27 protein-coding genes and 1 tRNA gene are annotated in these 25,844 nt (G+C 73.4%); 15 read left to right on the top strand and 13 right to left on the bottom strand.

The window, feature by feature from the left end:
• Nucleotides 1-10: 10 nt before the first annotated feature.
• The 4 genes from O7546_RS22725 to O7546_RS22710 all read right to left on the bottom strand — a co-directional run bounded on the left by O7546_RS22725 (nucleotide 11) and on the right by O7546_RS22710 (nucleotide 4,007).
• On the bottom strand, nucleotides 11-727 hold the full coding sequence (locus O7546_RS22725) for a response regulator transcription factor (protein WP_013288128.1): 717 nt from the start codon (nucleotides 725-727) through the stop codon (nucleotides 11-13).
• Entirely contained in the window at nucleotides 697-1,893 is a 1,197-nt protein-coding gene (locus O7546_RS22720) for a hypothetical protein (protein WP_281600017.1), read from the bottom strand. Before O7546_RS22720 ends, O7546_RS22725 begins: the two co-directional genes overlap by 31 nt.
• Nucleotides 1,883-3,058: an ATP-binding protein gene (locus tag O7546_RS22715; protein WP_281600016.1), complete on the bottom strand. Its 1,176-nt coding sequence runs from the start codon at nucleotides 3,056-3,058 to the stop codon at nucleotides 1,883-1,885. Before O7546_RS22715 ends, O7546_RS22720 begins: the two co-directional genes overlap by 11 nt.
• A gap of 148 nt (nucleotides 3,059-3,206) precedes the next feature.
• On the bottom strand, nucleotides 3,207-4,007 hold the full coding sequence (locus tag O7546_RS22710) for a class I SAM-dependent methyltransferase (RefSeq protein ID WP_281600015.1): 801 nt from the start codon (nucleotides 4,005-4,007) through the stop codon (nucleotides 3,207-3,209).
• A gap of 73 nt (nucleotides 4,008-4,080) precedes the next feature.
• Between O7546_RS22710 and O7546_RS22705 the strand changes: the two genes are divergently transcribed.
• A complete protein-coding gene (locus O7546_RS22705; protein WP_281600014.1) occupies nucleotides 4,081-4,521 on the top strand; it encodes a hypothetical protein in 441 nt (146 codons plus the stop codon).
• Nucleotides 4,522-4,562: 41 nt separating this feature from the next.
• A complete protein-coding gene (locus O7546_RS22700; protein ID WP_194800694.1) occupies nucleotides 4,563-4,973 on the top strand; it encodes a TIGR03618 family F420-dependent PPOX class oxidoreductase in 411 nt (136 codons plus the stop codon).
• Here O7546_RS22700 and O7546_RS22695 read toward each other — a convergent pair.
• Entirely contained in the window at nucleotides 4,970-5,416 is a 447-nt protein-coding gene (locus O7546_RS22695) for a hypothetical protein (protein WP_194800695.1), read from the bottom strand. The two genes, O7546_RS22700 and O7546_RS22695, sit on opposite strands and share 4 nt — an antisense overlap.
• 121 nt (nucleotides 5,417-5,537) lie before the next feature.
• Between O7546_RS22695 and O7546_RS22690 the strand changes: the two genes are divergently transcribed.
• Complete coding sequence (locus O7546_RS22690; RefSeq protein WP_269697516.1) at nucleotides 5,538-6,389, top strand: aminopeptidase; 852 nt, start codon at nucleotides 5,538-5,540, stop codon at nucleotides 6,387-6,389.
• Nucleotides 6,390-6,415: 26 nt separating this feature from the next.
• Here O7546_RS22690 and O7546_RS22685 read toward each other — a convergent pair whose 3' ends face one another.
• Nucleotides 6,416-6,787, bottom strand: coding sequence for a MerR family transcriptional regulator (locus tag O7546_RS22685; RefSeq protein ID WP_194800697.1), 372 nt, complete (start codon nucleotides 6,785-6,787; stop codon nucleotides 6,416-6,418).
• A gap of 75 nt (nucleotides 6,788-6,862) precedes the next feature.
• Here O7546_RS22685 and O7546_RS22680 point away from each other — a divergent pair, with 75 nt between their 5' ends.
• Together O7546_RS22680 and O7546_RS22675 are read left to right on the top strand one after the other, a co-directional pair.
• The gene (locus tag O7546_RS22680) at nucleotides 6,863-7,591 is read left to right on the top strand and encodes an SDR family oxidoreductase (protein ID WP_194800698.1); all 729 of its coding nucleotides are present in this window, start codon (nucleotides 6,863-6,865) and stop codon (nucleotides 7,589-7,591) included.
• Nucleotides 7,592-7,940: 349 nt separating this feature from the next.
• A complete protein-coding gene (locus O7546_RS22675) occupies nucleotides 7,941-8,291 on the top strand; it encodes a hypothetical protein (protein WP_194800699.1) in 351 nt (116 codons plus the stop codon).
• 616 nt (nucleotides 8,292-8,907) lie between these two features.
• Here the strand turns inward: O7546_RS22675 and O7546_RS22670 are convergent.
• A tRNA-Arg gene (locus tag O7546_RS22670) sits at nucleotides 8,908-8,983 on the bottom strand.
• Nucleotides 8,984-9,153: 170 nt separating this feature from the next.
• On the opposite strand from O7546_RS22670, the gene O7546_RS22665 reads away from it, so the two are divergent.
• Entirely contained in the window at nucleotides 9,154-9,888 is a 735-nt protein-coding gene (locus O7546_RS22665) for a hypothetical protein (RefSeq protein ID WP_194800700.1), read from the top strand.
• A gap of 23 nt (nucleotides 9,889-9,911) precedes the next feature.
• Here O7546_RS22665 and O7546_RS22660 read toward each other — a convergent pair whose 3' ends face one another.
• Both O7546_RS22660 and O7546_RS22655 read right to left on the bottom strand, forming a co-directional pair.
• The gene (locus O7546_RS22660; RefSeq protein WP_194800701.1) at nucleotides 9,912-10,928 is read right to left on the bottom strand and encodes an alpha/beta hydrolase; all 1,017 of its coding nucleotides are present in this window, start codon (nucleotides 10,926-10,928) and stop codon (nucleotides 9,912-9,914) included.
• A 77-nt stretch (nucleotides 10,929-11,005) separates the two neighbouring features.
• On the bottom strand, nucleotides 11,006-11,416 hold the full coding sequence (locus tag O7546_RS22655) for an HPF/RaiA family ribosome-associated protein (protein ID WP_194800702.1): 411 nt from the start codon (nucleotides 11,414-11,416) through the stop codon (nucleotides 11,006-11,008).
• Between the two features lie 285 nt (nucleotides 11,417-11,701).
• Between O7546_RS22655 and ssb the strand changes: the two genes are divergently transcribed.
• The 3 genes from ssb to O7546_RS22640 all read left to right on the top strand — a co-directional run bounded on the left by ssb (nucleotide 11,702) and on the right by O7546_RS22640 (nucleotide 15,171).
• Nucleotides 11,702-12,526, top strand: coding sequence for a single-stranded DNA-binding protein (gene ssb / locus O7546_RS22650; protein ID WP_194800703.1), 825 nt, complete (start codon nucleotides 11,702-11,704; stop codon nucleotides 12,524-12,526).
• 105 nt (nucleotides 12,527-12,631) lie between these two features.
• The gene (locus O7546_RS22645; RefSeq protein ID WP_281601179.1) at nucleotides 12,632-13,630 is read left to right on the top strand and encodes a cobalamin biosynthesis protein; all 999 of its coding nucleotides are present in this window, start codon (nucleotides 12,632-12,634) and stop codon (nucleotides 13,628-13,630) included.
• On the top strand, nucleotides 13,627-15,171 hold the full coding sequence (locus O7546_RS22640) for a cobyric acid synthase (protein WP_194800704.1): 1,545 nt from the start codon (nucleotides 13,627-13,629) through the stop codon (nucleotides 15,169-15,171). Before O7546_RS22645 ends, O7546_RS22640 begins: the two co-directional genes overlap by 4 nt.
• Here O7546_RS22640 and O7546_RS22635 read toward each other — a convergent pair.
• Nucleotides 15,165-15,566, bottom strand: coding sequence for a rhodanese-like domain-containing protein (locus O7546_RS22635; protein ID WP_194800739.1), 402 nt, complete (start codon nucleotides 15,564-15,566; stop codon nucleotides 15,165-15,167). The genes O7546_RS22640 and O7546_RS22635 overlap by 7 nt on opposite strands.
• 111 nt (nucleotides 15,567-15,677) lie before the next feature.
• Here O7546_RS22635 and O7546_RS22630 point away from each other — a divergent pair, with 111 nt between their 5' ends.
• The 4 genes from O7546_RS22630 (at nucleotide 15,678) to O7546_RS22615 (ending at nucleotide 19,675) form a co-directional block, all read left to right on the top strand.
• Nucleotides 15,678-16,331 (top strand): hypothetical protein, encoded by a 654-nt coding sequence (locus tag O7546_RS22630; RefSeq protein ID WP_194800705.1) that lies wholly within the window; start codon nucleotides 15,678-15,680, stop codon nucleotides 16,329-16,331.
• 21 nt (nucleotides 16,332-16,352) lie between these two features.
• Nucleotides 16,353-17,717, top strand: coding sequence for a dipeptidase (locus O7546_RS22625; RefSeq protein ID WP_194800706.1), 1,365 nt, complete (start codon nucleotides 16,353-16,355; stop codon nucleotides 17,715-17,717).
• 78 nt (nucleotides 17,718-17,795) lie between these two features.
• Complete coding sequence (locus O7546_RS22620; RefSeq protein ID WP_030273275.1) at nucleotides 17,796-18,002, top strand: hypothetical protein; 207 nt, start codon at nucleotides 17,796-17,798, stop codon at nucleotides 18,000-18,002.
• An 89-nt stretch (nucleotides 18,003-18,091) separates the two neighbouring features.
• The gene (locus O7546_RS22615) at nucleotides 18,092-19,675 is read left to right on the top strand and encodes an ATP-dependent DNA ligase (RefSeq protein WP_194800707.1); all 1,584 of its coding nucleotides are present in this window, start codon (nucleotides 18,092-18,094) and stop codon (nucleotides 19,673-19,675) included.
• 4 nt (nucleotides 19,676-19,679) lie between these two features.
• Here O7546_RS22615 and O7546_RS22610 read toward each other — a convergent pair whose 3' ends face one another.
• Both O7546_RS22610 and O7546_RS22605 read right to left on the bottom strand, forming a co-directional pair.
• Nucleotides 19,680-20,378 carry a hypothetical protein gene (locus tag O7546_RS22610; RefSeq protein ID WP_269697506.1) on the bottom strand — a complete coding sequence of 233 codons (699 nt, stop codon included), beginning with the start codon at nucleotides 20,376-20,378 and terminating at the stop codon, nucleotides 19,680-19,682.
• A gap of 245 nt (nucleotides 20,379-20,623) precedes the next feature.
• Nucleotides 20,624-21,442, bottom strand: a complete 819-nt coding sequence (locus O7546_RS22605; RefSeq protein WP_281600013.1) for an SURF1 family protein — start codon at nucleotides 21,440-21,442, stop codon at nucleotides 20,624-20,626.
• 134 nt (nucleotides 21,443-21,576) lie between these two features.
• Between O7546_RS22605 and O7546_RS22600 the strand changes: the two genes are divergently transcribed.
• Both O7546_RS22600 and O7546_RS22595 read left to right on the top strand, forming a co-directional pair.
• Entirely contained in the window at nucleotides 21,577-22,947 is a 1,371-nt protein-coding gene (locus O7546_RS22600) for a cobyrinate a,c-diamide synthase (protein ID WP_194800710.1), read from the top strand.
• Entirely contained in the window at nucleotides 22,944-23,513 is a 570-nt protein-coding gene (locus O7546_RS22595; RefSeq protein WP_135241673.1) for a GNAT family protein, read from the top strand. The genes O7546_RS22600 and O7546_RS22595 overlap by 4 nt, the downstream gene beginning before the upstream one ends.
• A gap of 112 nt (nucleotides 23,514-23,625) precedes the next feature.
• Here O7546_RS22595 and O7546_RS22590 read toward each other — a convergent pair whose 3' ends face one another.
• Nucleotides 23,626-25,758, bottom strand: coding sequence for a transglycosylase domain-containing protein (locus O7546_RS22590; protein ID WP_281600012.1), 2,133 nt, complete (start codon nucleotides 25,756-25,758; stop codon nucleotides 23,626-23,628).
• Nucleotides 25,759-25,844 lie beyond the last annotated feature (86 nt).

Raw genomic sequence — 25,844 nt, 5'->3', positions numbered from 1 at the left:
ATGACACCTGTTAGGGGGTCGGCCGGTCGGCCGACGCCTGCGACCGGTAGATGCCGATATCTTCCGGTCGGACGAGTCCGTCCTCGATCGCCCGGGCGAGCAGCGCCGCCTTCGTGGCGGCCGGACGGCCCGCTCGGGTGTACTTGATCCGCGCACGGTCGACGTACTGCTTCACCGTGTGCTCACTGATCTGCATCCGGCGCGCCACCGACGCCTTCGACATCGACTGGAACCACAGCAGAAGCGCCTCGCGCTCCTTGTCCGACAGGGACGGACGATCCGGACGGGCGTCCCCGACCATCGCTCCGGCCAGCGCAGGCGGCACGTACGGCCGGTCGCTCGCCGCCGCCAGCACCGTCGCCACGCAGTGCTCGCGTCCCTCGTGCTTGGCCAGGAACGCGACCGCCCCGGCGTCCAGCGCGGCGAGCATGGTCTGCGGGTCGCTGTGCTCGGAGTAGACCACCACCCGGCGCCCGGCCGCGCTCAGCTCGGCCAGCTTGTCCAGCACCATCCGGCCGTGCAGGCGCAGGTCGAGCAGCACCACCTCGGCGTCCGGTGCGGCCCGCAGCACCTCGTCCGGGTCGTCGCCGGTGGCCAGCACCCGCAACCGCGGTTCGCCGGCCAGCCAGGCGCGCACCCCGTCGATCACCACCGGATGGTCGTCCACTATCGCCACCCCGATCGGGGTGCCGGCGTTCACGTCCGCCGCCAGCGGGTCTGCGTCCATCTGATCTCCCCGTCCCGCTCGTGCAGGTGTTCCACCGGCCCGTCCCCGCCGGTCACCGGCTCGTCCGGGCCGTCGTGATCCGGCGTCACCAGGCTGACCACCACCTCGTCCGGACCCGCCACCACGGTGAGCCGAGCCCAGCCCTCGGCCCCGGCGAGCGCCGCCGTGAGCGGGTCGGCCAGCCCACGCCGGATCTGCACCGGCAGCTCCGGTGGCGTGCCGACCGACACCAGGTCGATCGGCAGTCCGTTGCGCTCGGCCAGGTCGGCCGCCGCGCGCAGTTCGTGCAGCAGCGCGTCCGGCACGTCGTCCGACTCGGCGATCAGCCGGCGCAGCCGGGCCGCGGCCAGCACCGCGCGCCGCCGTACCGCCGGGTCGGCCGGGTCGGCGTCGCCCGCCGCCAGCCCGGCCAGCACCTCCTCGGCGGTGCCGCTGACCAGCGCCAGGCGCGCCTGTCGCTCGGTGCGGGCCCGCTCGGCCGCCTCCTGCTCAGCGGCCACGGCGAGCGTCGCCGCTGCGGTGGCCGCCCGGTCCCGGGCCTGCGCGGTGAGCGCCGCCGCGCCGACGAAGACCGCCACGGGCAGGGTGGAGGTGCCGTAGACGTACATCGCGGCGCGGCTCAGGTCGGCCGGCGCGGTCGCGCCGTACAGCACCACCGCCGCCAGCGCGATCGTGCCGTGCGCGGCGAGCATGAGCAGCAGCCAGCGCACCGGCCGCCGCCAGAGCACCAGCAGGAAGAACCAGGCCAGGCCGCCCCACACCCAGTTGGCGGTGCTGAACAGGAATCGCTCGCCGGCCCCGGCGACCACCGCCGCGTCCACCCCCAGCAGCGCCACCGCCAGCGGCCCGGCCGGCGGCAGCCCGCCGCGCAGCAGCCGTACCCCGGCCCCGACCCCGACCAGCGCGGTCACCAGCCAGCCCGCGGCCACCACGGCCGGGAAGGCCATTCCCGGCCCGGCCCGCAACACGGCGGGCAGCGCGACCGCCAGGTGCCAGGTCGCCGCGATGACGATCGCGGCGATGCGCGCGCCACCGTCGGACGCGTCGGCCACCGCGTGCGCCTCCGGCGGGGCGGTGGCCGTTCCGGAGCGCGTCGCCACCCGCGGCCGGGGCAGCGGGCGCAGCGCGTGGCTGGCCGTCACCGCCGTACCCGACTCACTCGCCATCGGACCACTCCAGCCGAATCCGGGTACCGGCGCCAGGGGCGGAGGTCACCACCGCCCGACCGCCCACAGTGCTCATCCGGCCGTGGATCGACTCGCGCAGCCCGTACCGGTGCGCCGGGACCGTGGACGGGTCGAAACCGGGACCGTCGTCGACCACCTCGACCACGACGGTGCCGCCCTCGCGGGCAAGGCGCAGCGACGCGGCCGCGCCCGGCGCGTGCCGCGCCACGTTCGCCAGCGCGGCGGCGGCGCTGTCGGCGAGCGCCGTGGCGACCTCCGCCGGCAGCCGGCACGGCGCGAGCGTCGCGGTCACCGCCGGCCCGGACGTCGCGGCGAGCACCTCACGCAGCCGTTCGTCCAGGTCGGCCTCACCGGCCGCGGTCGCGGTCCGCGCACCGGCAAGGGCGGTGAGGGTACGCAGATCGTCCGCGCACCGCTCGCGCAACGTCGCCGAGTCGGGTACGGCACCGAGGCCGACCATGGTGAGCGTGCCCAGGACGGTGTCGTGCAGGTCGCGGTTCTGCCGCCGTTCGTCCTCGCGGGCGGCGCGCGCCACCACCGCCTCGTGGGACAGCCGCTGGTAGTCGGCGAACGCGGCGTCGGCGCGGGCGATCCGGCGGCGCATCACCGCCGTCATCACCGCCGCGCTGCCGGTCTGCACCAGCAGCGTGCCGGCGTGCGCCCGAGCCTCGGCCGGGTTGCCGGCCAGCACGGTGCCGGTGACGTACGCGGCGGTGACCAGCAGGCCGGCCGGCACGGACCAGCGGGCCGGGGCGGTGGCCTGCGTGTTGATGACTGTCGAGCTGGCCAGCACCGCGATCCAGCTCGCCTCACCCGGCAGCACCTCCGGCGCGACGAGCCACGGTACGGCGAGTGCGGCGGCGGTGGTCAGCGCCACGTCACCGGCGACCAGCGCGCCGCCGATGCCGTGCCGCAGCGCGCGGAACGCGTACCAGACCGACCAGGCGGTTAGCACGACGACGGCGGGGATCAGCAGCGCCACCCGCACCGGCGGCGTACGCACCGACAGCGCGACGACCGCGCCGACCAGACCACAGGTGAACCGCAGCAGCGCAGGCAGGGTCGTGAAGATCAGGCTGAACGCGTCACCCGCCGGGCGGGCCAGCGGGGGCCGGGGCAGGGGCATGGCGGCAGCGACCGGCATCGGGGAGATGTCCTTCCGGTTGCGACCCGGCCGGGTCCGCGCGGCATAGATTGACGCTGGAGAATAACATGGTTTGTCGCAACTGGTCACCCTTGGTGCTTGACGAGTTTCGCTCCGGCGTAAAGCAGCCGGCCGTCCGGCCCGGCGGTCAGCGGCGCGCTACGGCGAGCAGGTGAGCGCTGGCGCCGAGGATCGCGGCGTCCCGCTCGAACGTCTCGGCGCAGGCCACCGCGTCGGCGAACAGCCGCTCGTCCGGCCCGGTGCCGAGCGCGTTCAGCACCGGCCACAGCGGACCCTCCACCCCGTACACCTGCGGGTTGGGCAGGCCCGCCGCGACGAACTCGGCCGCCAACTCCTCCGGGCGGTGGAAGAACGCGGTGGTGAAGCCGGTGCGTGGATCGTTCACCCCGGTCTCGTACTCGGCGCGCAGCAACTGCCGGTTGTCGTCGTCCAGGCGGCCCTGCGCGGTCAGGTCGATCAGGGCGGCGTGACGGCTGATCGCCGCCGCCACGATCGTTCCGCCCGGCCGGGTCACCCGCGCCGCCTCGCGCAGCGCGGCCACCCGGTCGGTCTGCCGCGGCAGGTGGTAGAGCGGTCCGAGCAGCAGCGTCGCGTCCGCCGCCGCGTCGGGCGCGGGCAACGCGCGGGCGTCACCCACCGACGCGGTCACCAGCGGGTACGCCGACCGCGCCGCCGCCACGTGCGCGGGCACCAGGTCGACCAGGTGCACCCGGTAACCGGCCGCGGCGAGCGGACCCGCGTACGCCCCGGGACCACCGCCGACGTCCAGCACGTCGGCCGGTGCGGCGGGCAGCAGGCGGGCGAGCAGATCCCGGGTACGGCGTGCCTCCAGCCGGCCCTGCGGCGACCCTTCCAGCCGGTCGGCCTCGACGTAGACCTCGGTGTAGTAGCGACTGACGTCCGGCTCGGGTGGACGGTGTGCGGGCATCAACCGATGGTCGTCGAGAAGCGGAACCAGGGCATCCGGATTACGGTTGCCCGCGTTCCCTACCCTGCGGGGTATGGCATACCAGCCGGCCATGGTGCCGCCGAAGAAGTCCAAGCGAACCCTCTTCATCGTGCTCGGCTTGGTGCTGGCGATCTGCTGCTGCGGCGGTGTGCTCAGCGGCTTCTTCCTCTTCCGGGCCGTGCAGGAAGCCACCGGCCCGGCGCGGTCCACAGCGGAGACGTTCGCCGAGGCGATCGTCGACCGCGACTATCCGGCCGCGTACCGGCAGCTCTGCACCCGCGTACGCGACCGGGTCAGCGAGGCGGACTTCACCCGGCAGCAGTCCTCCCAGCCGGAGTTCACCGGCTACGAGATCACCGGGCTCAACGTGTCCAACAACAACGGCCGGGTGAGCGGGGCGACGACCATCCGCTTCACCCCGGCGGTCGGCACCAACGTGACGCAGTCGTTCCCGATGGTCAAGGAGGACGGGGAGTGGCGGATCTGCGAGTGAGCCGCTGGCGCTCTCCCGCGCGCACCTGATCCACTTGTCGCATGGCCTCACCATCCACCGCACCGCTTCCGCCGGCCGTCGAGGACCGGCTCGCCCGCGAGCGCAACGTCTGGCTCTGTACGCTGCGCCATGACGGCTCCCCGCACGTCACGCCGGTGTGGTTCGTCTACGCCGACGGCGTCTGGTGGATCGGCTGCGAGGGGCGCAGCGTCAAGGCCCGCAACGTGGCGGCCGACCCCCGCGTCTCGCTCGCACTGGAGGACGGCGTCCACCCGGTCGTCGCGGAGGGCGAGGCTCGGGTGCACCGGGCCGACTTCCCGCCCGCGATCGTGGCGGCGTTCGCGGAGAAGTACGGGGGATGGGACATCCGGCAGCCCGTCACCCCGGACAGTGAACGGGTGCTGCTGGAGGTGCCGGTCCGGCGGTGGCTGCTCGCCGGCGCGGCACGCTAGTCCCCGGAGAACCCCCAGAAGTAGAGCTCGTTCGGGGCACCCGCCTCGTCGTGCAGGACGGCGTACCGGCCGAACCAGCGCTGCTCCGCCAGCGGCTCGAGCGCCTCGACGTGAGCGCGGGTCGGCCTCGCGACGCCCGCTCGGGCGAGCGCCTCGGCCTCGGTCACCCGCTGGAACGCCCCGAAGCCGGGTTCCTCGCCGTCGGCCAGCACCCGCGTCATGTCGAGGATGGAGTGTGTGCCGGACTCCTGCACCCGCTCGTCCGCCCACAGCTCCTCCTCGCTGCGGGGACGGTCCGGGAAGTCGGCGGCGGAAGCGCCGAACCCGCCCGGCACCGCCCACCAGTAGTCGCCGGCCTCGAAGACCTGTCGGCGCAGTTCGTCCAGCGCGGCCTGGGCATCCGGCTGGTACGCCACGAAGTAGGTCCATCCCGATGCGCCCACGCTTCCTCCCGGTGATCCCGCTCGTCGCCGCCACGTCCGGCGGCGCACGCGATCATGCCCGAGACCACCGACGAAACCGGCGGGTCAACGCGACCAGGATTCCTGTGCCACTGTCTCCGCCATGCGTCTGTCGTCGGGCCTGCGAGTCGCCGCGGTCGTGGCTGGTCTGCTGTCGGTCGGAGCGGCACTGCTCGCCATGCGGGAAGCGTCGCTCCTGTGGGCGGTGGTCACGCTGGCGGCGCTGGCCGGCCACGCGCTCGCCGCTTCCGGTACGCCCCGGGTGCGATGGGGCGTCGCCGCCGGCGCCGGGCTGTTCGCTCTGGTGGCAGCCGCGAACCTGCTCTGGCACCGAGAACGGGTGGCGGACGCGGGCGGGCCACGGGGGAGCCAGGCGGCGACGCGGACGTACCTTGTGGAGAGCCTGCGGGAGGGCCTGGACCAGCAACGCCTGACCGCGTGGGGCTTGGCTCTCGGCGTACTCCTGCTTTCCGTTGCCGTGCCGGCGTTGCCGGCACGCGGCGGACGGCGGGGTGTGGTGACGACGGTCCTGGCGGTGGCCGTGCTCGTCTGGTGCGGGCTGAAAGTGGCGGCGGCGCCCGGCGACCCGCCGCTGCCCGAGCTGCTCCTGGCGCTGCAGCCGGCGTTGCTCGCCGCGCTCGTGACCGCCGGGGTGCTGGCGTGGTCCGGATGGCGGGGCGACCGGCGCGGGCTCCTCACGGCGGGGATGGTCCTGCTGGCGGTGGTCGCCGTGCGGGCCTGCGCGGACCTCGCCTCCGCGTGGGCGAGTTGGTGGACGTTTGTCGAGCCCGCCAGGGACGCCTTCCTGCAACCGGGATTCATGGTGAGCGTGGGTGGCTCGGCGGGAGGTGCCCTTGAGGTGTCCTCGGCAGTGGAGACGGCTGTCGCGCTCGGCGGCGCGGGACTGGCGGTCGTCGGCGTGTTGCGTGCCTCCCGCGAGAACGCCCGTCCGTAGTCTCCCCCTTACGCGGGTGGTCGCGCCTACGGGTGCGAATCGGTGATCGCGATGACCTCGTCGAGGCGGTCCAGCGCGGCCCGCAGCTCGTCGACCTTGGCCTGGATGCGCTCGCGCTCGGCGCGCAGCATGGCCCGCTGCGCGGGGTCGGTGTGCCCGGAGTCCCAGCACGGCAGGAGTTCCGCGATCCGGCTGCTGGTCAGCCCGGCCGCGTACATCTGCTGGATGAAGCGCACCAGCGTGACCGTGTCCGGCCGGTAGAGGCGCTGGCCGGACGGGCTGCGCCGGGGGACGAGAAGACCCTGTTCCTCGTAGTAGCGCACGGCGCGCACCGAGACACCGGCGCCGCGCGCCACCTCACCGATGCGGATCAGCCGCTCGGCTGCGGTCGTGGTCATGGTGACCCCTCTCACCCCGATCCCGGCGATCGACACTTGCCTCTGACGTTAACGTCAGGTTTTAGCGTACCTCGCATGGACATCAACCACTCGATCGCCCTCGTCACCGGAGCCAACCGCGGACTGGGCCGCGCCTTCGCCCAGCGGCTGCTCGAACGGGGCGCCCGCAAGGTCTACGCGACCGCCCGCCGCCCCGAGACCGTCGACCTGCCCGGCGTCGAGGTGCTGCCGCTGGACATCACCAGCCCCGCATCCGTACGGGCCGTCGCCGCTGCCGCCCCGGACGTCACGCTGCTCGTCAACAACGCCGGGATCCAGACCGGAACCGACCTGGTGACCGGTTCGCTGGACGCGGTGCGGCACGAGGTGGACACCAACGTGCTCGGCCACCTGGAGATGATCCGGGCGTTCGCGCCGGCACTCGCCCGCAACGGCGGAGGCGCAATCGTGAACGTGCTCTCCGCCATGTCATGGTTCGGGACCAGCGGCGCCGGGGCGTACCACCTGACCAAGGCCGCCGCGTGGGCGATGACCAACGGCGTACGCCTGGAACTCGCCGAACAGGGCACGCTCGTGACGGCGGTACACCTCGGGCTGGCCGACACCGACATGTCAGCCGGCTGGTCCGTCGACAAGATCGCGCCGTCGGACCTGGCCGATGCGGCGCTCGACGGCGTCGAGGCGGGTGCCGCCGAAGTGCTCGCCGACCAGTGGAGCCGCGACGTCAAGTCCCGGCTGACGCTGACGCCGGAGGAGTTCAACGCCGCGATGGAGCGGGCCTTGGCGGCGCTGACGGCGGCCTGAGATGTTTCGGCCGGCCCGTCCGTCAGGTCGTACTCGCGGACGGGCCTGGCTGTACTATCCCGACTCCGAATTCAGAGCTTGGCCGCTCACTGATCCTCAGCCTCGTGGCAAGGCAGCTGGCACGATAGACGGCCGTTGAGCTTGCCGCGATGCGACGGGGCACGAAGAGAGGGCCGGGGTAGCGCGCGTTTGCGGAGGGCAGATCGGCGGTGGGCAGGGCTGGCGGGGTAGCGCGCTTCATTGATCAGGGCTAACATCCTCGCGAATAAGGGCCGTGATCGCCGGTATTGCTCGTGCAGGGCATCCAGCCGCTGCCCCATGTCATGCTGCTGTGTGTCGGGGAGGAGCTATGAAGATGAAAAGAATCGGCGCCGTGATGGGTGCATCTGCTTTGACGGCAGCCCTCTTTCTGGCGGTTCCGACGGCTGCTCAAGCTGCTGCTTACACGCAGAAGTGCGGTACTGGAAGGGTTGCGTCACTCGCAAATAACCTCCCTCTCTATGTTGAGATCGACATCAATTCAGAGAGCTGGGACAATCGCTATTCCAAGGGCGACCAGTTCAACTGTGAAAAGGGCAGCCTTTACATCGGCGGCAGGTATACGGCCTGCGGAGTGACCAATGGCAACGGCTGGGTCAAGATCCTCTTCCGGGACGGCGTTACGATGTTCACCTACCAGGCGTGCCTTAAGGATGTCTGACGCCAGCCCCTAACTACTGCTTGTCCGGCTCGCGAGGTGGTGAGTCATGCGAATGTGTGCCAGCCCCGCGAACGTTCAGTTGAGTGGGCTCCCTCGTTCAATCTGAGTTGGACGAGGGCGCTTGCCCGTACAGTGCGTCAGTTTTAGCTGCTTTACCTCGACCGAGTTGCGGTCGAGCCAGTCGGCGGGGCGACTGTTGCGGAGCCGCGCATGAGCGAACGCTGTTAGTCGTTTGCGGGTAGATCGAATGGAAAATCGCGGCTGGACCGGCAAATGGATGCCTTGGATTGATCGCTGCTCGCTCGGCGTGCAGGCTTCAGAACTTCGACGTGGTTGCCGATCACGAGTTGGCCGTGCTTAGGTGAATCTATGCCCGAGTGTCATTGCTGTTTGCATCTCGAAGCTGCTCGCCAGGAATGTTTGACTACCGCGCGCTGGTAGAACAGCCTTATTTGGCTCGAAGATTGACCTGTTCTCAACGGTGGATTTCATCGTCGAGTAATCGCCAGACCGTCCAGCCTCCTGGGACGGGGAGCAGGTAGAGCGAAGAGGACCTGGTGCACGCAACACCGTCAAACCGGCTCGTCCGCCAGCCATCGCTGACCCGCGGTGACGGTGGTGCGCCCGGCAGGATTCGAACCTGCGGCCTTGGGATTAGAAGTCCCCTGCTCTATCCGCTGAGCTACGGGCGCGTGCCGACGGTCGTCGCGCCAAGAGGGTACCGCCGCTCCCCGCGTGCCCGGTGGTACGGGTCGGCGCGTCCGTTCCGCCCCTCAGCGTCCCACGCCGGGGCCCGGACCGGCACCACAGTTCCGGCGGGTCCGGCGCGGGCCGGGCGGCACGCGATCCGTACCCTCGTCGGATGCTGCTCGACCAGGAAACCGAGAACGAGATCGTCTTCGAGCTGTGTCAGCTCCTCGGGCGGGCCATCCTGCCCCTCACCGGCTCGGACGGCCCGGGCACACCGCCCGGCGTCCTCGGCACCGCCTTCTTCTACAGCGAGCTGGTCGGCGCTACGGACGACGGCGAGATCGCGCACGAGTGGCTGCTCACCGCCGACGCGCTCACCGACCGGGCGTACGGCGAGATCGGCTTGCGGCCCAGCGTCACCGACCCGGCCGAGGGGGCGGACGAGCCGATCGACCTGCCCGGTTTCGCCGACCACTGGCTGCACCTGCCGGAGCTGGGGCTCGCCGCGATGCCGACCGGCGGTCTGCACGGCTGGGCCGACGACCGGGGCTGGCGCTGGCGTACCCAGCATGTCACCGAGGCGGTGGCCGCGCCGGCCGACTCGGTCGCCCGGATCGGCGCGGCGCCGGCCTCGGCGTTCGTGCTGGCCCTGGGCGTCGGCGACGGCGGGTCACGGCCGTTGGAGGCGGTTGTCGAGCGGGTCGCCCGGGACGGCGGCGAGGTGCGGGTCACGACGGAACTACCAGCGGGCTACGTGGGCGCGCCCGTGTTCGCGGTCGAGGCCGGGCCGGACGGCGGGCCCGCGCTGCGTTGCCTCGGCGTGGTGCTGCCGCCGCAGGCTGGTGGCCATCCGATCGCCACCTTCGACCGGATCCGCGCCGCGCTCACGGCGGTCGTCACCGACTGAGCCCGCGGCGAGGCCGGCCGGCCTCAGCCCTCGGCGTTCGCGTCGGCCGGCCGCCGAGGGGCCGGCGGCGTCGTGGGCTCCGGCTCGGTCGGCCCGGCGCGGAGGAACCCCTCCGCCCACCGTCCGACCTCCGCGAAGACCCTCTCGCGTACGCCGGGACTGGAGAGCGTGAGGTCGTGCAACCCGCCGTCGAAGCGGGCCAGCGTGACGTGCCGGCCGAGGCGGGGCGCCCAGCGCACCATGTGTTCGACGTCGAGCACCGCGTCGGCGCCGGTGGCGCTGTCGTGCCACTTGGTGCCCCGGAAACTGCGCGTGGAGCAGGCGAGCAGCACCGGCACCGGGATGTCCAGCCCGGCCCGCAGGCGACGTTGGCCGGTACGGATCGCGTTGAGCCAGCCGGCCCGGACCGGGAACCCGGCGAGCGGCTTCCAGGCCAGGTCGTAGCGCCACTCGCCCCGGTGGTCGGCGTGCAGGCTCTCGCCGTACACCGTGCCCAGGCCGAACGGCAGTACCCGCTGCGGCGCCCTGCGGCCCAGGCGGGAGACGGCGGCCGCGAGGGGCCGGCGGACCATCCAGGGCGCGTTGATGTCGAAGAAGGGGCTGTTGAGCACGATGCCGTCGACCAGGCCGGCGTCGCGGCGGTCGTGTGCCCAGAGCGAGATGATCAGGCCGCCGGTCGAGTGGCCCATCGCGAGCAGGGTGTCGTGGCCCTCCTCTGCGCGGATGATCTCCGCGGCGGCGTCCAGCTCGGGGAAGTAGTCGCTCAGGTCACGGCAGAAGTTCGGGGTCTGGTGCGGGAGCAGGCTGCGGCCGTACTTGCGCAGGTCGAGCGCGTAGAAGTCCCAGCCACGCTCGGCGAAGAAGTCGGCCACGTGGGTCTGGAAGAAGTAGTCGACGAAGCCGTGCACGTAGAGCACGGCGCGGCCGGTCGGGCGGTCGGCCCGCCGACGCACCAGGGTCGCGACCACCGGCCCCTCGTCGTCGGTGCCCAGCTCGATCGTCCGCCGCTCGTAGGGGGCGCCCAGCACGTCCGGTTCCACGACCGCGACGGTACGCCGCCTCGCTACCCGGCGGTAGCCCCCGCCCGCCCGCACCGGACGGACGGGGGCACAGGGCCTCAGACGGTCTCGGCGTCCTCGCGCTCGGCGTCCTGCAACGGGACGCCCTCGGGCTGGTCGACGGCGCGCAGGTGCTTGTTGTGGCGCGGCTCCTGCCGGGTCTTCGCGTCGTTGAGCTTGCGGCGCAGGTCGTCCCGGACGTCGTTGAGCGCGGCGTGCAGATCCTCCTCGGTCGAGGTGGTGACGATCTTCTGCCGCCCGGCGATCCAGCACTCCAGGGTCACCTTCTGGCCCCGGGCCTCGCGATCCTTGACGGACACCTCCAGCTCGGTGGCGTCGGCGTGGAAGCCGGCGAGCCGGGCGTCCAGGGTCCCGAACTGCTCGGCGATCCAGTTGCGGTCGCCCTGGGAGAACCCGGCGCCGACCCGCAGGCACTCGGCCACGGTCGCGGGGTTCGCCACGGCGCTCATCGCGCTGCCTCGCGGACGTCTCGGAGAAGCATGGGAGCTCCCTTTCTCTCGGTTGATCAAGTACTTACCCAACCGGCGTGATTCCGGAACGCCTGCTTGCCGGCTCCACTCGATCGTGCGTCGGCGCAGGTCAGACCCGTAGGGCCGGTCGGCCTAGCAGATCGGGACCTTGATCAGGTGGTTGTCCACAGGCCCGCTCGTCGTCCACAGGTCCGGGCCGGCGGGTGGTCCGGGGCGGGCGTCCGGCCGACGCTCACCGGGACAAGTCGATCCCTGGGAGGGGCGATGTTCGATACGTACGTGACGATCGTCGGCAACGTGCTGACCGCGCCGGAGTGGCGCCGCACCACGCAGAGCGGAACGCTGGTGGCCAACTTCAAGGTCGCCTCGACCGCCCGCCGGCTCGACCGCGACAGCGGCCGCTGGGTGGACGGCAACAGCCTTCGGGTACGCGTCAACTGCTGGCGCCGCCTCGCCGAGGGGGTGGCCGCCTCGGTGGCGGTCGGTGACCCGGTCATCGTGGCCGGGCGCCTCTACACCCGGGACTGGACCGACGAGTCCGGCACCCACCGCACGCTCTACGAGCTGGAGGCGGTCGCGGTCGGGCACGACCTGTCCCGGGGCCGCGCCCGCTTCCTGCGCAACCAGCCCCGCGCGGCCACCAGCACGGTCGAGGACGCGGAGGCCGAGCAGCGGGTGCACGGCGAGGCGACCGAGCCGGTGCCGGACGCGCAGGCCCCGGCGACGTTCGACGACCGGCCCTTCGACGACGACTTCCCGCCGCCGGAGTACGGGGGCCGGGTCGGACTGGCCGGCACCGTCGAGCGGGTGGGCGAGCCCGACCCGTTCGACGGCCGGCCCGGTGTGCGACAGGCCGCCGGCTTCGACCCCGGGTCGGGCGGCCCGGAGGAGGACGAGCTGGGCGACGCGGAGGACGACGGCCCGGCGACGGCCGAGGACGACGAACTGGGCGAGGCCGCGCCGGCGGAGGCCGACGGGCCGGGTGGTGCCGGACCGGGTGAGGGCGAGGCGGGCGCCGCGAGCCCGGGCGGTGCGGGCGGGAACGCGTCGGGGCGTCGCGGACGGCGGCGTACCCCGGTGCCCGCCTGACCCTTCGTCCGACGGGGGCGCGGGGTGGTGACGTCGGCGTCACCACCCCGCGGTACGACTAGGCTGGCCGGCCGGAGGTGGTGACGGGTGCGGCAGGCGACCGCCATGGCGAACGCGACCGGGTTGGTGGCGGGCTACGCGCTCGACGCGCTGCTCGGCGACCCCCGCCGGTGGCATCCGGTGGCCGGCTTCGGCACGGCGGCCGGTGCGCTGGAACGGCGGGTCTACCGCCCCGACCGGGCGGCCGGCACCGCGTTCACGGCGCTCGCCGTCGGCGCGCCGGTCCTGCTCGGTGCCGCCGCCGCGCTGGCGACCCGGCACCATCCGATCGCGCGGGCCGCGCTGGTGGCCGCCGGCACCTGGACGGTGCTCGGCGGGCGCACGCTGCGGCACGAGTCCCGGGTGATGGCGCGGGCACTCGGCCGGGCCGACCTGCCCGCCGCCCGGGCCCGCCTGGGCAACCTCTGCGGGCGCGACCCGTCCGCCCTCGACGAGCCCGAACTCGCCCGCGCCACAGTCGAATCGGTCGCCGAGAACACCTCGGACGCCGTGGTCGCCCCGCTGGTCTGGGGCGCCGTCGCGGGCCTGCCCGGCCTGCTCGGCTACCGGGCGGCGAACACGCTCGACGCGATGGTCGGCCACCGCTCACCCCGGTACGCCCGCTTCGGCACCCCCGCGGCCCGGCTGGACGACGCGCTGAACCTGCTGCCGTCCCGGCTCACCGGGCTGCTCACGGTGGCCGTCGCGCCGGTGGCGCACGGGGACCGCGCCGCCGCGTGGCACGTGTGGCGGCGGGACCGGACCGACCACCCGAGCCCGAACGCCGGTCAGTGCGAGGCCGCGATGGCAGGCGCGCTCGGCGTCCGGCTCGGCGGCCGCAACGTCTACTTCGGCCGCGCCGAGACGCGGCCCTTCCTCGGCGACGGGCCCCGGCCCGAGGCGCGGCACCTGAAGCGGGCCGCCCGGATCTCCGGCGCGGTCGGTGTGGCAGCGCTCGGCCTGGCCGCGCTCTACCCGGTGACGGTCGGCCGTGCGGCCGGGGCGGCCGGACGGGCCGCGCTTGGCGTCCTCATGCGTGCGGCCCGCCGGGGGAGCGGGCGGTGAGCGGCGGGCTGCTCGTCGCCGGCACCACCTCCGACGCCGGCAAGAGCGTGCTCACCGCCGGCATCTGCCGCTGGCTGCGCCGCCGGGGCGTCCGGGTCGCCCCGTTCAAGGCGCAGAACATGTCGAACAACTCCGCCGTGGTGGTCGGGCCGGACGGTCGCGGCGGCGAGCTGGGCCGCGCCCAGGCGATGCAGGCCGCCGCCTGCGGGCTCGACGCCGACCTGCGCTTCAACCCGGTGCTGCTCAAGCCGGGTAGCGACCATGCCAGCCAGGTGGTGCTGCTCGGCGAGGCGGTCGACACGGTCACCGCCGGCAACTACCACGAGGTACGGTCCCGGCTCGCCACCACGGCGTACGCGGCGCTGGCCGAGTTGCGGGCCGAGTACGACGTGGTGATCTGCGAGGGCGCGGGCAGCCCGGCCGAGATCAACCTGCGCGACGGCGACTACGTCAACATGGGTCTGGCACGGCAGGCGGGGCTGCCCACGATCGTGGTCGGCGACATCGACAGGGGCGGCGTGTTCGCCTCGATGTTCGGCACCGTCGCGCTGCTCGACGCGGCCGACCAGGCGCTGCTGGCCGGGTTCGTGGTGAACAAGTTCCGTGGTGACCGCGGCCTGCTCCAGCCGGGGCTGGACATGCTGCGCCGGGTCACCGGCCGCCCGACGTACGGGGTGGTGCCCTGGGCGCTGGACCTGTGGCTGGACGCGGAGGACTCGCTCGCGTACGGGCGGGTGCTCGGCCGCCCGGCGGCGCCCCGGGGCACCGACTGGCTCGACGTCGCCGTGGTGCGGCTACCGCGGATCAGCAACGCCACCGACGTGGAGGCCCTCGCGACCGAGCCGGGCGTGCGGGTCCGCCTAACCGTTGAGCCGGCCGAACTGGCCGCCGCCGACGTGGTGGTGCTCCCCGGCACCAAGTCGACTGTCGCCGACCTGGCCTGGCTGCGGGAGACCGGCCTGGCCGACGCGGTCCGGGCGCACGCCGCCGCCGGACGGCCGCTGCTCGGCATCTGCGGCGGTTTCCAGATGCTGGGCCGGGCGATCCACGACGCGGTGGAGAGCCGCCGGGGCACCGTACCCGGCCTCGGGCTGCTGCCCGTCGAGATCACCTTCGAGCCGCGCAAGACGGTTCGCCGAGCCGAGGGCACCGCCGCCGGCGACGTGCCGGTGCACGGGTACGAGATCCACCACGGCCGGGTCACGGCCGCAGACCCGGGACTCGCGCCGCTGCTGCGCCACGCCGACGGCACCGGCGAGGGCGCGCGTCTCGGCACCGTGTACGGCACGCACTGGCACGGCGCCTTCTCTTCCGACGCGTTCCGCCGCCGGTTCCTGACCGAGGTGGCGGAGGCGGCCGGGCGTACCGGGTTCAAGGTCGCGCCGGACACGTCCTTCGCGGCGGCCCGGGAGCGGACGCTCGACCTGCTCGGCGACCTGGTGGAGGAGCACCTCGACACGGACGCGCTGTGGCGGCTGATCGAGTCCGGGCCACCGCCGGGACTGCCGTTCGTGCCACCCGGCGCGCCACCGGCTCAGTAGCGCACGTCGGCCGGGCGGTCGGACATCGGCAGCCCGGCCTCCCGCCAGCCCTGCACCCCGCCGATCATGTCGGTGGCCTGCCGCAGCCCCAGCGTCTGGAGGCTGGCGGCGGCCAGGCTGGAGCTGTACCCCTCCCGGCACACCACGACGACCTCGCGGTCGTACCCGGTGGCCTCCGGTATGCGCCACGCGCTGGCCGGGTCGAGCCGCCACTCCAGCACGGTGCGGTCGATGACGATCGCGCCGGGCAGCTCACCCTCCTCGCGGCGCTGCGCCTCGGTACGCGTGTCGATAAGCAGCGCGCCGCCACGGACCGCCTCGACGGTCTCGTGCGGGGTCAGCCGGCGGAGACCGGCGCGGGCCTGTTCCAGGAGGGCGTCGACGCCCGGACACATCACGTCATGGAGCACCCCCCGATGATGCCCAGCGCGCCGCGCCGCCGCTCGGCGAAACGGTCCGCCCGGGTCGCAGTTTCCAGCGGACGGGGGAACGTTAGCGTCGGTCGGGTGAACGTGGCGGTGATCGAGGCGTACGCCGGGCTGGCCGGTCGGGTACTGGCTGGTCCGGCGCGGTTGGGGCGTACCCGGCTGGTCGCCGTCGACGGGCCCAGCGGCGCGGGCAAGAGCCGGTTCGCGACGCGCCTCGCGGACGCCCTCGCGGCGCGGGCGGGCGGCGTGCGACCGCCGCTCGTGCACACCGACGACCTGCTCGACGGCTGGGACGACCAGCTCACGTTCTGGACCCGGCTGGAGGAGCAGGTGCTCGGCCCGGTGCGGGCCGGCCGGGCGGGAGGTTACCGCCGCTACAGCTGGGTGCGCCGGCGCTTCCTGGACCGGGTGGTGCCGGTGCCCGCCGGTCCGGTGCTGATCGTCGAGGGGGTGAGCGCCGCCCGCGCCGCGGTACGCCCCGAGCTGACGCTGTCGGTCCTGGTCACCGCGCCGGCCGAGCTGCGGTTACGCCGGGCGCTGGCTCGCGACGGCGCGCAGATCCTGCCGGAGCTGCGCCGGTGGCACGCGGGGGAGCGGGCGCACTTCACCGCCGACGACACCGCGAGGGCGGTGGACCTGGTGGTCGACGGCGCTCCGGACCTGCCGCACGACGCGGACCGCTACTACGTGCGCCTCAGGCGGCGATCGGGCTCGGGCGACGTGGCGGGGTAAGGCCAGCATACGATTCCGGTCATGACCACTCCGATCCTCTCCGAGTCCGAGGTGCGGGCCGCCGTCGAGCGGGAACTCCCCGGCGTCCGTGCCGACCTCGAGCGACTCGTCCGTATCCCGGGCATCGCCTTCGAGGGCTTCGACCACTCGCACGTGGAGCGTTCCGCCGAGGCGGTGGCGGAGCTGCTGCGCGGCTGCGGCCTCGACACGCGGATCGTCCGGTCCGGCGGGCAGCCCGCGGTGATCGGCACGAAGGCGGCCCCGCCCGGCGCGCCGACGGTGCTCATGTACGCGCACCACGACGTGCAGCCGGTCGGCGACCTGTCGCTGTGGGAGTCGGACCCGTTCGAGCCGGTGGAGCGCGACGGCCGCCTCTACGGCCGGGGCGCCGCCGACGACAAGGCCGGCATCATGGCGCACGTCGCCGCGCTGCGCGCGTTCGGTGACCGGCTCCCGGTCGGCGTGGTGCTGTTCATCGAGGGCGAGGAGGAGTACGGCTCGGACTCGCTGGAGCGGCTGCTCGCCGAGCACCGCGACGACCTGGCCTCGGACGTCATCGTGATCGCCGACTCCACCAACTGGGACGTCGGCGTGCCGGCGCTGACCACCTCGCTGCGCGGCATCGTCAACTGCTTCGTGGAGGTGCGCACGCTCGACCACGCCGTGCACAGCGGCATGTTCGGCGGCGCCGTGCCGGACGCGCTCACCGCGCTGGTGAAGCTGCTCGGCACGCTGCACGACGAGGCGGGCGACGTCGCGGTGGACGGGCTGGTCGGCCGCGAGGGCGCCAGCGTCGACTACCCGGAGGACCGGTTCCGGGCCGAGGCCGGCCTGGTCGACGGCGCGACGCTGTTCGGCACCGGCCGGATCACCGACCGGCTCTGGACCAAGCCGGCGCTGGCGATCCTCGGCGTGGACGCGCCGTCCACCGGCGAGGCCCCGAACGCGCTGGTGCCGTCCGCGAAGGCGAAGCTGAGCGTACGGCTGGCGCCGGGCGACGACCCGAAGAAGGCGTACGCGGCGCTGACCGCGCACCTGGAGCGGCACGCGCCGTGGGGCGCGCAGGTGTCGGTGACGTTCGAGCACGACGGCGCGCCCTGTGTCATCGACGCCTCCGGGCCGATGTTCGACGCGGCCCGGTCGGCGTTCCGGACGGCCTGGGACGGCACCGACCCGGTCGACATCGGGGTGGGTGGATCGATCCCGTTCATCGCCACGTTCCAGGAGATGTTCCCGCGGGCCGCGATCCTGGTGACCGGTGTGGAGGACCCGCACGCGCGGGCGCACGGCCCGAACGAGAGCCTGCACCTGGGTGAGTTCGCCCGGGTGTGCCTGGCCGAGGCGCTGCTGCTGGCCCGGGTGGCGGAGGCCGGAAACCCCGTCTGAGGTGTCGAAACCGTAACTTCGGGGCCGATGTCGGAGTTTGTGGTGTGTCGGCGGGCGGGGTGTTATAGCCTTTCGAACATGCGTACGAACGACGAGATGGAGCGGCTTCAGGCCGCCGTCCGTGCTCTGGGGGACGTCGACGTCTCCGCGTGGTCCGAGGACACGCTCAACGAACAGATCGGCGAGCTCTCCGCCGCCCTGGTCACGCTCGACGCGCTGCTCACCCGGGTCGCCGAGGGCGTGCGCGGGCGCGGCCTGCGCATCGAGGAACCGGTCTCGGCCTGACCGTCGGCCCGGCGGCCCCGGCGCACCCGTGCGGTGTGCCGGGTCGCCGGATCCGCCCCGATGTCACAGGTGGCTGGCAGGATGTGGACGTGCGTTTCGCAGAGCTGGCGGCCACCTCGGCCGCGGTCGGCGCCACCAGCGGCCGTCGGGCCAAGGTGGAGCTGCTGGCCGCCGCACTGCGCGGTCTGGAGCCGGGCGAGATCCCGGCCGGCGCCGGCTACCTCGCCGGTGAGCTGCGCCAGCGTCAGACCGGTGTCGGCTGGGCGGGCCTGCGTGACCTGCCCACGCCGGCCGCCGAGCCGACGCTCACCGTCGGCGCGGTCGACGCGGCGATCGACGAGATCTCCCGCGTCGCCGGGTCCGGTTCGCAGGCCCGGCGACGGGAGCTGGTCGGCCGTCTCTTCGCCGCCGCCACCGCCGACGAGCAGCGCCTGCTGACCGGCCTGTTCCGGGGCGAGCTGCGCCAGGGCGCACAGGCCGGGCTGCTGACCGACGCGGTCGCGCGCGCCGCCGACGTGCCGGTCGCCGCCGTGCGGCGGGCCCTGCTGCTCGCCGGTGACCTGCGGGCGGTGGCGGTCGCGGCGCTCACCGGCGGTGCCGCCGCGCTGGCCGGGTTCGGGCTCCAGGTGGGCCGTCCGCTCGCGCCGATGCTGGCGCAGAGCGCGCCCTCGGTCGACGAGGCGCTCACCGCCACCGGCGTGCCGGCCGTGGTCGACGTCAAACTCGACGGCATCCGCATCCAGGTGCACCGCTCCGGGGCGGACATCGCGGTCTTCACCCGCAGCCTGGACGAGATCACCGGCCGGCTGCCCCAGGTGGTCGCAGCCGTCCGCGCGCTGCCCGCACGCGAGCTGGTGCTCGACGGCGAGGCGATCGGGCTGGACGCCGCCGGCCGGCCGCTGCCGTTCCAGGAGACCTCCAGCCGCGCGGCCCGTCGCGCCACGCCCAGCACCACCGGGCCGACGCAGGTCGCGCCCGCCGTGCTGGCCGCCGCCGAGCGAACCGGCGAACCGGTGCTCACGCCGTACTTCTTCGACCTGCTGCACCTCGACGGCGCCGACCTGATCGACGCACCCGGCCGGGAGCGGTGGGCGGCCCTGGCCCGCGCTGTCGACGGTTCGCTGCTCGTCGACCGGGTCGAGGTGGACGACGCGGAGCAGGCGGCCACGGCGTTCGCCGCGGCTGTCGACGCCGGTCAGGAGGGCGTGGTCGTCAAGGACCCGGCCGCGCCGTACGACGCCGGCCGGCGCGGCTCGGCCTGGGTCAAGGTGAAGCCACGGCACACGCTCGACCTGGTGGTCCTCGCGGTCGAGTGGGGCAGCGGCCGGCGGGAGGGCTGGCTGTCCAACCTGCACCTCGGCGCCCGCGATCCGCGCACCGGCGAGTTCGTCATGCTGGGCAAGACGTTCAAGGGGCTCACCGACGAGCTGCTGCGCTGGCAGACCGAACGGTTCCTGTCGCTCGCCGTGGAGAAGGGCGACTGGGTGGTGCGGGTCCGGCCGGAACAGGTGGTCGAGATCGCGTTCGACGGCGTGCAGACGAGCAGCCGGTACCCGGGCGGCATGGCGTTGCGCTTCGCCCGCGTGCTGCGCTACCGCCACGACAAGACCGCCGCCGAGGCGGACACCATCGACGCGGTCCGCGCCATCCACGCCGGCCGGGTCACCGGCTGACGGCTCAGCCCGCCGACAGCGACCGGGCGTAGTTGACCTGGTTGTTGAGCTGCTGCACCTGGAACTGGTCGGTGACCGGGATCCGCGCGACGTACTGGTGCCCGCCACTGCTCACCGTCACCTGCACGGTCCCGTAGTGCCGCGTCTCCTTGATCAGCAGGAACAGGAGGCTGAACACGGTCAGGCAGAAGAAGCCGAGGATCGCGGCGACGACGGCCCACGGAGCGATCTTCTCCTCCTTCTGCCAGTAGTCGGTCACGTACCAGGAGGCACCGGCGAGCGGCAGGACACCGACCGGGGTACGGATCACCGGCGGCGTCACCACGATCTCGGCGATCTGCACGGCCACCGCCGACTGCGTGGGCGGCACCGGCCCGGCCGGCGGGTACGCCGCGGGTGCCGGCCCGTGGTACGGCGCGACCACCCCGGCCGCCGGCACCGGCGGTGCGGAGAACTGCGCGGGCGGCGCGGAGTATTGCGCGGGCGGTGCGGAGAACTGCGGCGCGGCCGGGAACTGAGCGGTGGGCGGCGGTGCGGAGACCGGTGCGGGCGGTGCGGAGAGCGGCGCGGGGGTGACCGGTGCGTCCGGCGCGGCGATCACCGGGAACTGCTCGGTGGGGGGCGCGACGGCCGGCGGCATGGCCGACCACGGGTCGTACGCGGGTGGCTCGGCGGCCGGGGGCGTCGTGGCGTCAGAGGTCACCGCGACCCCCACGATTGACGATCATCCGCGGACCCTACCAACGTCCCTGCCGCCCGGTGTGCCGCCGGATCCACGGCCCGCCCCTGCGCGGAAGCCTCATCGCTCGGAACGGATATGCCTGAGAGGCATAAATATGCCTCTCAGGCATATCCGTCGTGAGGAGTCCTTCGTCGATGGCCGCTACGGCGAGTAACGGGCGCTTGTGCAGAGGATCGACGAGGCGGGCCGTGCCCGGTGCGGCCTGTTCAGGCGGAGGTGGGAGTGGCCGGCTCGGCGGCGCGGTCCACCGGCTCGCCCGGGGTGTCCAGCCCGGCCCGGCGGCGGGCCTCCCGGCGCGCCACCCAGCCGTAGCCGAACAGGCTCATCACCGCGAAGATCCACCACTGCCACACGTAGCCGAAGTTCTGCCAGTTGTTCGTGTGCCCGATCTGGACCGCATGGAAGGCCGGGTCGGCCGCCGGCGTCTGCCCGTCGAGCAGGACGTAACCGCCGGTCACCGGGTAGGGGAGCTGCTCGGCCAGGCGGGGGATGTCGATGCGCCGGGCCTCCAGCTTGCCGTCACGCCGGCTGACCGCGCCGCCGCCGCTCTCGCTGCCGACCACCCGGCCGGTCACTGTCACCTCGCCGGTCGGCGCCGCCGGCACGTCCGGCTGGACTGTCGCGCCGGCGCCCGGCACGGGCGGGATCCAGCCCCGGTCGACGAGCACCGCGGTGCCGTCGGCAAGCACCAGCGGGGTGAGCACCTCGAAGCCGACCGTCCGGTCGAGGGTCCGGCCGCGGATCAGGACGGTGTTCGCGCTGTCGTACCGGCCGGTGGCGGTGACCCGGCTCCAGGTGAGCTCCTCGGACGGCGCGGGACCGACGTCGCCGCCGCTGGGCGCGGGGAGCGCGTCGCGCAACGGCGCGGGCGTCATGGTGGCCCCGGCGTCGATGCGCTCGTTGACGGCCGTGCGCCCCCGGTAGCGGTCCAGCTGCCAGTTGCCCAGGAACACCATCACCGTGGCGGCGACGAGCGTGAGCGCGAGGTAGCCGAGCCAGCGCGGGGTCAGCAGGAACCGGTACACGTTGGCCAAGGCTACCCGTATGAGCGATGCCACTCGCCGCTGCCAGGCAGAAACGGCGGTGTGCGCGGCTCTCGCGCGCCGGGCCGGACGGGTATGGTCACGCGGGCGGAAACCACCCACATCAGGAGTCGATGATGACCGACGTGCCGCGCGTCGTGCTGAGTGCGCCCTCCTCGGGGCACGGCACCGGCGCCGTCTCCCTCGGCCTGCTCGCGGCGCTCACCGACCGGGGGATCCCGGTGGCCGGGTTCAAGGTCGGGCCGGACCAGGTGGACGCGGCGTATCTGGGGCTCGCCGCCGGGCGCGCCGGGCGCACGCTCGATCCGAGACTGGTCGGCCCGGAGCGCATCGCCCCCCTCTTCGCGTACGGCGCGAACGGCGCCGGGTTCGCGCTGGTGCAGGGCACGATGGGCCTCTACGACTCGGTCGCCGGACGACCCGAGAGTGAGTCCACGGCGGCCGTCGCCACCGCGCTGCGCAGCCCGGTGGTGCTCGTGGTGGACGTGGCGGCGATGGGCCAGTCGGTGGCCGCGCTGGTGCACGGCTTCCGGGCGTACGACGACGAGCTGTGGCTGGGCGGCGTGATCCTCAACCGGGTGGCCTCGCCCCGGCACGAGGCGCTGCTGCGCGAGGCGCTCGACGACGTGGGCGTGCCGGTCTACGGGGCGCTGCGCCGGCACGAGCTGCCCCCGGTGCTGCCCGCCCGCCGGTACGGCACCGGGCCCGTGGTGCGCGCCGACGCGGACGCCGAACGGGGCGTACGCCGGCTCGGTGAGGCGGTGGCCGCCACCGTCGACCTCGACCGGCTGCTGGCGCTGGCCCGCTCCGCCCCCGCGCTCACCGTCGAGCCGTGGTCGCCGGAGCCGGCCGACGCCCCGCAGCCGTCGGGGGAACGGCCGGTGGTGGCGCTCGCCGGCGGGCCGGCCGGCACCTACAGCCACCCCGAGACCGCCGAGCTGCTGCGTGCGGCGGGCGCCGAGGTGGTGACGCTCGATCCGCTGCGCGACGAGGCGCTGCCCGCCGGGGCCCGCGCGCTGGTCGTCGGCGGCGGGCTGCCCGAGACGTACGCGGAGCAGCTCTCCGCCAACCGCCGCCTCTGCATCGCGGTGGCCGAGCTGGCCCGCTCGGGCCGCCCGGTGATCGCCGAGGGCGCGGGCCTGCTGTGGCTGGCCCGGGAGCTGGACGGCCTGCCCATGTGCGGGGTGCTGGACGCGGTCGGCACGGTCCGGGACGGCCTGGTGGTCGGCTACCGCACGGCCACGGCGGTCACCGACAGCGTGGTGGCGGCGGCCGGTGCCACGGTGACCGGGCACAAGCAGCACGCCGCAGTGCTCACGCCGCGCGCCGGTGACCGGCCGGCCTGGCGCTGGGAGGGTGGCAATCCGGAGGGCTTCGTCCGGCAGGCGGTGCACGCCTCGCAGCTCGTGCCGCACTGGGCCGCGCATCCGGACGTCGCGGCCCGGCTGGTGGCCGCCGCGCTGGCACCGGTGGGGGCGTCGGCGTGATCGGGCAGGTGGCGGTACGCCGCTTCCCGGCGCTGACCGTCTCCACCCCGCGCATCGAGGTGCGGCACCTCGTCGCCGCCGACGCGGAGGCGATGGACGAGGTGTTCGCCGACCGGCAGACGCAACGCTGGCTGCCGCTGGCGGATGCGTCCGGGCAGATCGACGGGCGGGCGTGGTGCACCGAGCTGGCCCGGCAGCGGCGGGACAGCGGCGACGGCGACCACTGGGCGGTGGTCCGCCGGGAGGACCAGCGGGTGGTCGGCTCGCTCTGGGCCCGCCGTACCGACTGGGGCGCCCGGCTCACCGAGTTGTCGTACGCGATCGCGCCGCACGCCCGGGGCTACGGCCTGGCGGTCGAGGCGGTGGACGCGGTGGCGATCGCTCTGATCCTGGAGCACGGGTTCCAGCGGGTGGAGCTGCGGGTGGCGGCCGGCAACGTGGCGTCGCGGCGGGTCGCCGAGAAGGCCGGCTTCAGCTACGAGGGCCTGCTGCGCAACGCCGGTTTCGTCAGGGGCGCCCGGGTCGACCTGGAGCTGTGGTCCTTCGTCGCCGCGGACCTCCGCTGAGCTCACCCTTTCGCAACGTCGATCAAGGAGTTCGCGTCTGCGGATAGGACGATCCGTGACGCAAACTCCTTGATCAACTACCCGGGCGCACCCCCGGGCGGATCAGGGCGGCTCAGCCGACTATCTGGTCCGAGGGTGGGGTGAACTGGCGGGTGGGCTGGCCCTTCAGGGAGTCCCGCAGGGTCTGCGCCACCGCGTTCACCGGGATCTGCGACTGCCCGTCGCCCACCGCGTTGAACGGATTGTCCGGGTCGGCGATGAAGCTCGCCGCCGCCAGCTCCGGCGTGTAGCCGACGAACCACGCCGACCGGGTGCTGTCCGTCGTACCCGTCTTGCCGGCGACCGGGCGGCCGACCGTGCCGCGGACGCTGTCGGCCGTCGACCAGCCGCCGCAGCTCCCCTTGGCCGGGGTGTCGCCGGTGGGGCAGCGCGCCGCGTCGGTGGCGGCGCGGGCCGCGTCGGCGTTCACCACCTGCCGGCACCGCGGCTTGGCGACCTCCCGTTGCACCCCGCCCGGCGTCGTGTACGTGGCCGGCGTGCCGTCCCGGTTCATGATCGCGTTGACCGGGATGGCCTCGCAGTAGCGCCCGTCGGCGGCGATGGCGGCGTACGCGTTCGCCATCTCCAGCGGGGTGGCGTCGGAGACGCCGAGCGTGAACGCGCCCCACTTCTTCGCCTTGCCCGGCGACGCCTGTTCCTTGTCCACGTCGGTACGCCAGCGCAGCCCCAGTTGCTCGGCCAGGCGCACCCCGGCGTCCGCGCCGATCTTCTCCTCCAGTTGGACGAAGTAGGTGTTCACCGACTTGCCGAATCCGGACCACATGGTCTGCCGGCCGGTCATCGCGCCGCTGGCGTTGGACGGCGCCCACCCGTCGTAGACGGCCGACTTGTACGTGTACGGCGAGTCGTACGCGGTGGACAACGGCATCCCGGCGTTGAGCGCGGCGAGCATCGGGAACATCTTGAACGTCGAACCGGCCTGGTAGCCCGGTAGCGTCCCGCCGCCGAGCAGCGGCGCCACCGTGTTCGGGTAGTTCGCCTTGACCTTCGGGCCGGCCTCCGGGTTCGAGCTGTTCGGGTTCTCGGCCAGGTCGAGCGAGTAGTTCCGGTTCACCGCCATCGCCTTGATCCGCCCGGTGCCGGGCTCGGCGACCACGATGCCGTTGGCGAACGGGCTGCCGGTGTTGTCCTTGGCCCCGACGTTCTTCTCCGCCGCCGCCTGGGTCTTCGGGTCGAGCGCGAGCACGATCCGGTAGCCGCCACGGCGCAGCTTGTCCATCCGTTCCAGCCGGTTCTCGCCGAACGCGGGCTGGGAACTCCACCAGTTCTTCAGGTAGTCGCAGTAGAAGCCCCAGGCGCGGTGCCCGCCGTCGATGGCGGCGCAGTCGTTGGGCGGGTCGGTCAGCTTCAGCTTGATCGGCTGACCCTTCGCCTCGGCGGCGGCGTCCGGCGACAGGTAACCGAGGCGGGCCATGTTGTCCAGCACGTAGTTGCGCCGGCCGGTGGCCTCCTTCTGGTCGGAGGTGATCGGGTCGTACTCCGACGGCGACTTCACCAGCCCGGCCAGCGTGGCCGCCTCGACCGGGGTGAGCGTGGCCGGCGTCTTGGAGAAGAAGATCTGCGAGGCGGCGTAGATCCCGTACGCCCGGTGACCGAAGTAGGCCGAGTTGAGGTAGCGCTCCATGATCTGCTCTTTGCTCAGGTGCTTCTCGATGTCCAGCGCCATGCGCATCTCCTTGACCTTGCGCAGGCTGGTCTGCTGGGTCGCCTCCTGGACCTCCTTGGGTGTGGTCGCGCTGTCCCGCAGCGCCATCCGCACGTACTGCATGGTGATCGTCGAGGCGCCCTGGGATACGCCGCCGGATCGGGCGTTTGACACGAAAGCACGCGCCACGCCCTTCGGGTCGACGCCGTGGTGCTGGTAGAAGCGGTTGTCCTCGGCGGCGACGATCGCCTGCTGGATGTTCGGCGACATGTTCTCGATCTTGGTGTACTGCCGGTACTCCTCGTAGAACATCGTCAGCACCGTCTTGCCGTCCGGCGCGTAGACGTACGAGGTCTCGGCCGGCAACGCGGTCTTGAGGATGTTCGTCTTCTGTTCGATCGCGTGCGCGGTGGCCTTGGCCCCGATGCCGGTGACGGCGACCAGCGGATACAGGGCGGCGGCGACCACGATGCCGGCGATCAGCCCGGCGCGGAGAAGGGGAACGAGACGGCCAGCGGAAGCAAGGGGACGACTGCTCACGGGGTCAAGCTATGACATTTCCGATTCGGAAATGAGAAGAACTCATAAACCGGCGGACCGTGACGCGACCCACGCCGGGATGCGCT

It is taken from the genome of Micromonospora sp. WMMA1976, from assembly GCF_027497335.1.
GTDB classification, from domain to species: domain Bacteria; phylum Actinomycetota; class Actinomycetes; order Mycobacteriales; family Micromonosporaceae; genus Micromonospora; species Micromonospora aurantiaca.
The sequence above is the reverse complement of the archived record's forward strand: the minus strand, read 5'-3'. Positions and strand labels throughout refer to the sequence as shown.

Coding starts and splice junctions, on each gene's coding strand:
- O7546_RS22715 (WP_281600016.1), bottom strand. CDS start 3,058: ATGCCGGTCGCTGCCGCCATGCCCCTGCCCCGGCCCCCGCTGGCCCGC.
- O7546_RS22690 (WP_269697516.1), top strand. CDS start 5,538: ATGCGTCTGTCGTCGGGCCTGCGAGTCGCCGCGGTCGTGGCTGGTCTG.
- O7546_RS22655 (WP_194800702.1), bottom strand. CDS start 11,416: ATGAGCGCCGTGGCGAACCCCGCGACCGTGGCCGAGTGCCTGCGGGTC.
- O7546_RS22680 (WP_194800698.1), top strand. CDS start 6,863: ATGGACATCAACCACTCGATCGCCCTCGTCACCGGAGCCAACCGCGGA.
- ssb (WP_194800703.1), top strand. CDS start 11,702: ATGTTCGATACGTACGTGACGATCGTCGGCAACGTGCTGACCGCGCCG.
- O7546_RS22620 (WP_030273275.1), top strand. CDS start 17,796: ATGCGTACGAACGACGAGATGGAGCGGCTTCAGGCCGCCGTCCGTGCT.
- O7546_RS22665 (WP_194800700.1), top strand. CDS start 9,154: ATGCTGCTCGACCAGGAAACCGAGAACGAGATCGTCTTCGAGCTGTGT.
- O7546_RS22705 (WP_281600014.1), top strand. CDS start 4,081: ATGGCATACCAGCCGGCCATGGTGCCGCCGAAGAAGTCCAAGCGAACC.
- O7546_RS22725 (WP_013288128.1), bottom strand. CDS start 727: ATGGACGCAGACCCGCTGGCGGCGGACGTGAACGCCGGCACCCCGATC.
- O7546_RS22625 (WP_194800706.1), top strand. CDS start 16,353: ATGACCACTCCGATCCTCTCCGAGTCCGAGGTGCGGGCCGCCGTCGAG.
- O7546_RS22645 (WP_281601179.1), top strand. CDS start 12,632: ATGGCGAACGCGACCGGGTTGGTGGCGGGCTACGCGCTCGACGCGCTG.
- O7546_RS22685 (WP_194800697.1), bottom strand. CDS start 6,787: ATGACCACGACCGCAGCCGAGCGGCTGATCCGCATCGGTGAGGTGGCG.
- O7546_RS22675 (WP_194800699.1), top strand. CDS start 7,941: ATGAAGATGAAAAGAATCGGCGCCGTGATGGGTGCATCTGCTTTGACG.
- O7546_RS22635 (WP_194800739.1), bottom strand. CDS start 15,566: ATGTGTCCGGGCGTCGACGCCCTCCTGGAACAGGCCCGCGCCGGTCTC.
- O7546_RS22600 (WP_194800710.1), top strand. CDS start 21,577: ATGACCGACGTGCCGCGCGTCGTGCTGAGTGCGCCCTCCTCGGGGCAC.
- O7546_RS22710 (WP_281600015.1), bottom strand. CDS start 4,007: ATGCCCGCACACCGTCCACCCGAGCCGGACGTCAGTCGCTACTACACC.
- O7546_RS22700 (WP_194800694.1), top strand. CDS start 4,563: ATGGCCTCACCATCCACCGCACCGCTTCCGCCGGCCGTCGAGGACCGG.
- O7546_RS22720 (WP_281600017.1), bottom strand. CDS start 1,893: ATGGCGAGTGAGTCGGGTACGGCGGTGACGGCCAGCCACGCGCTGCGC.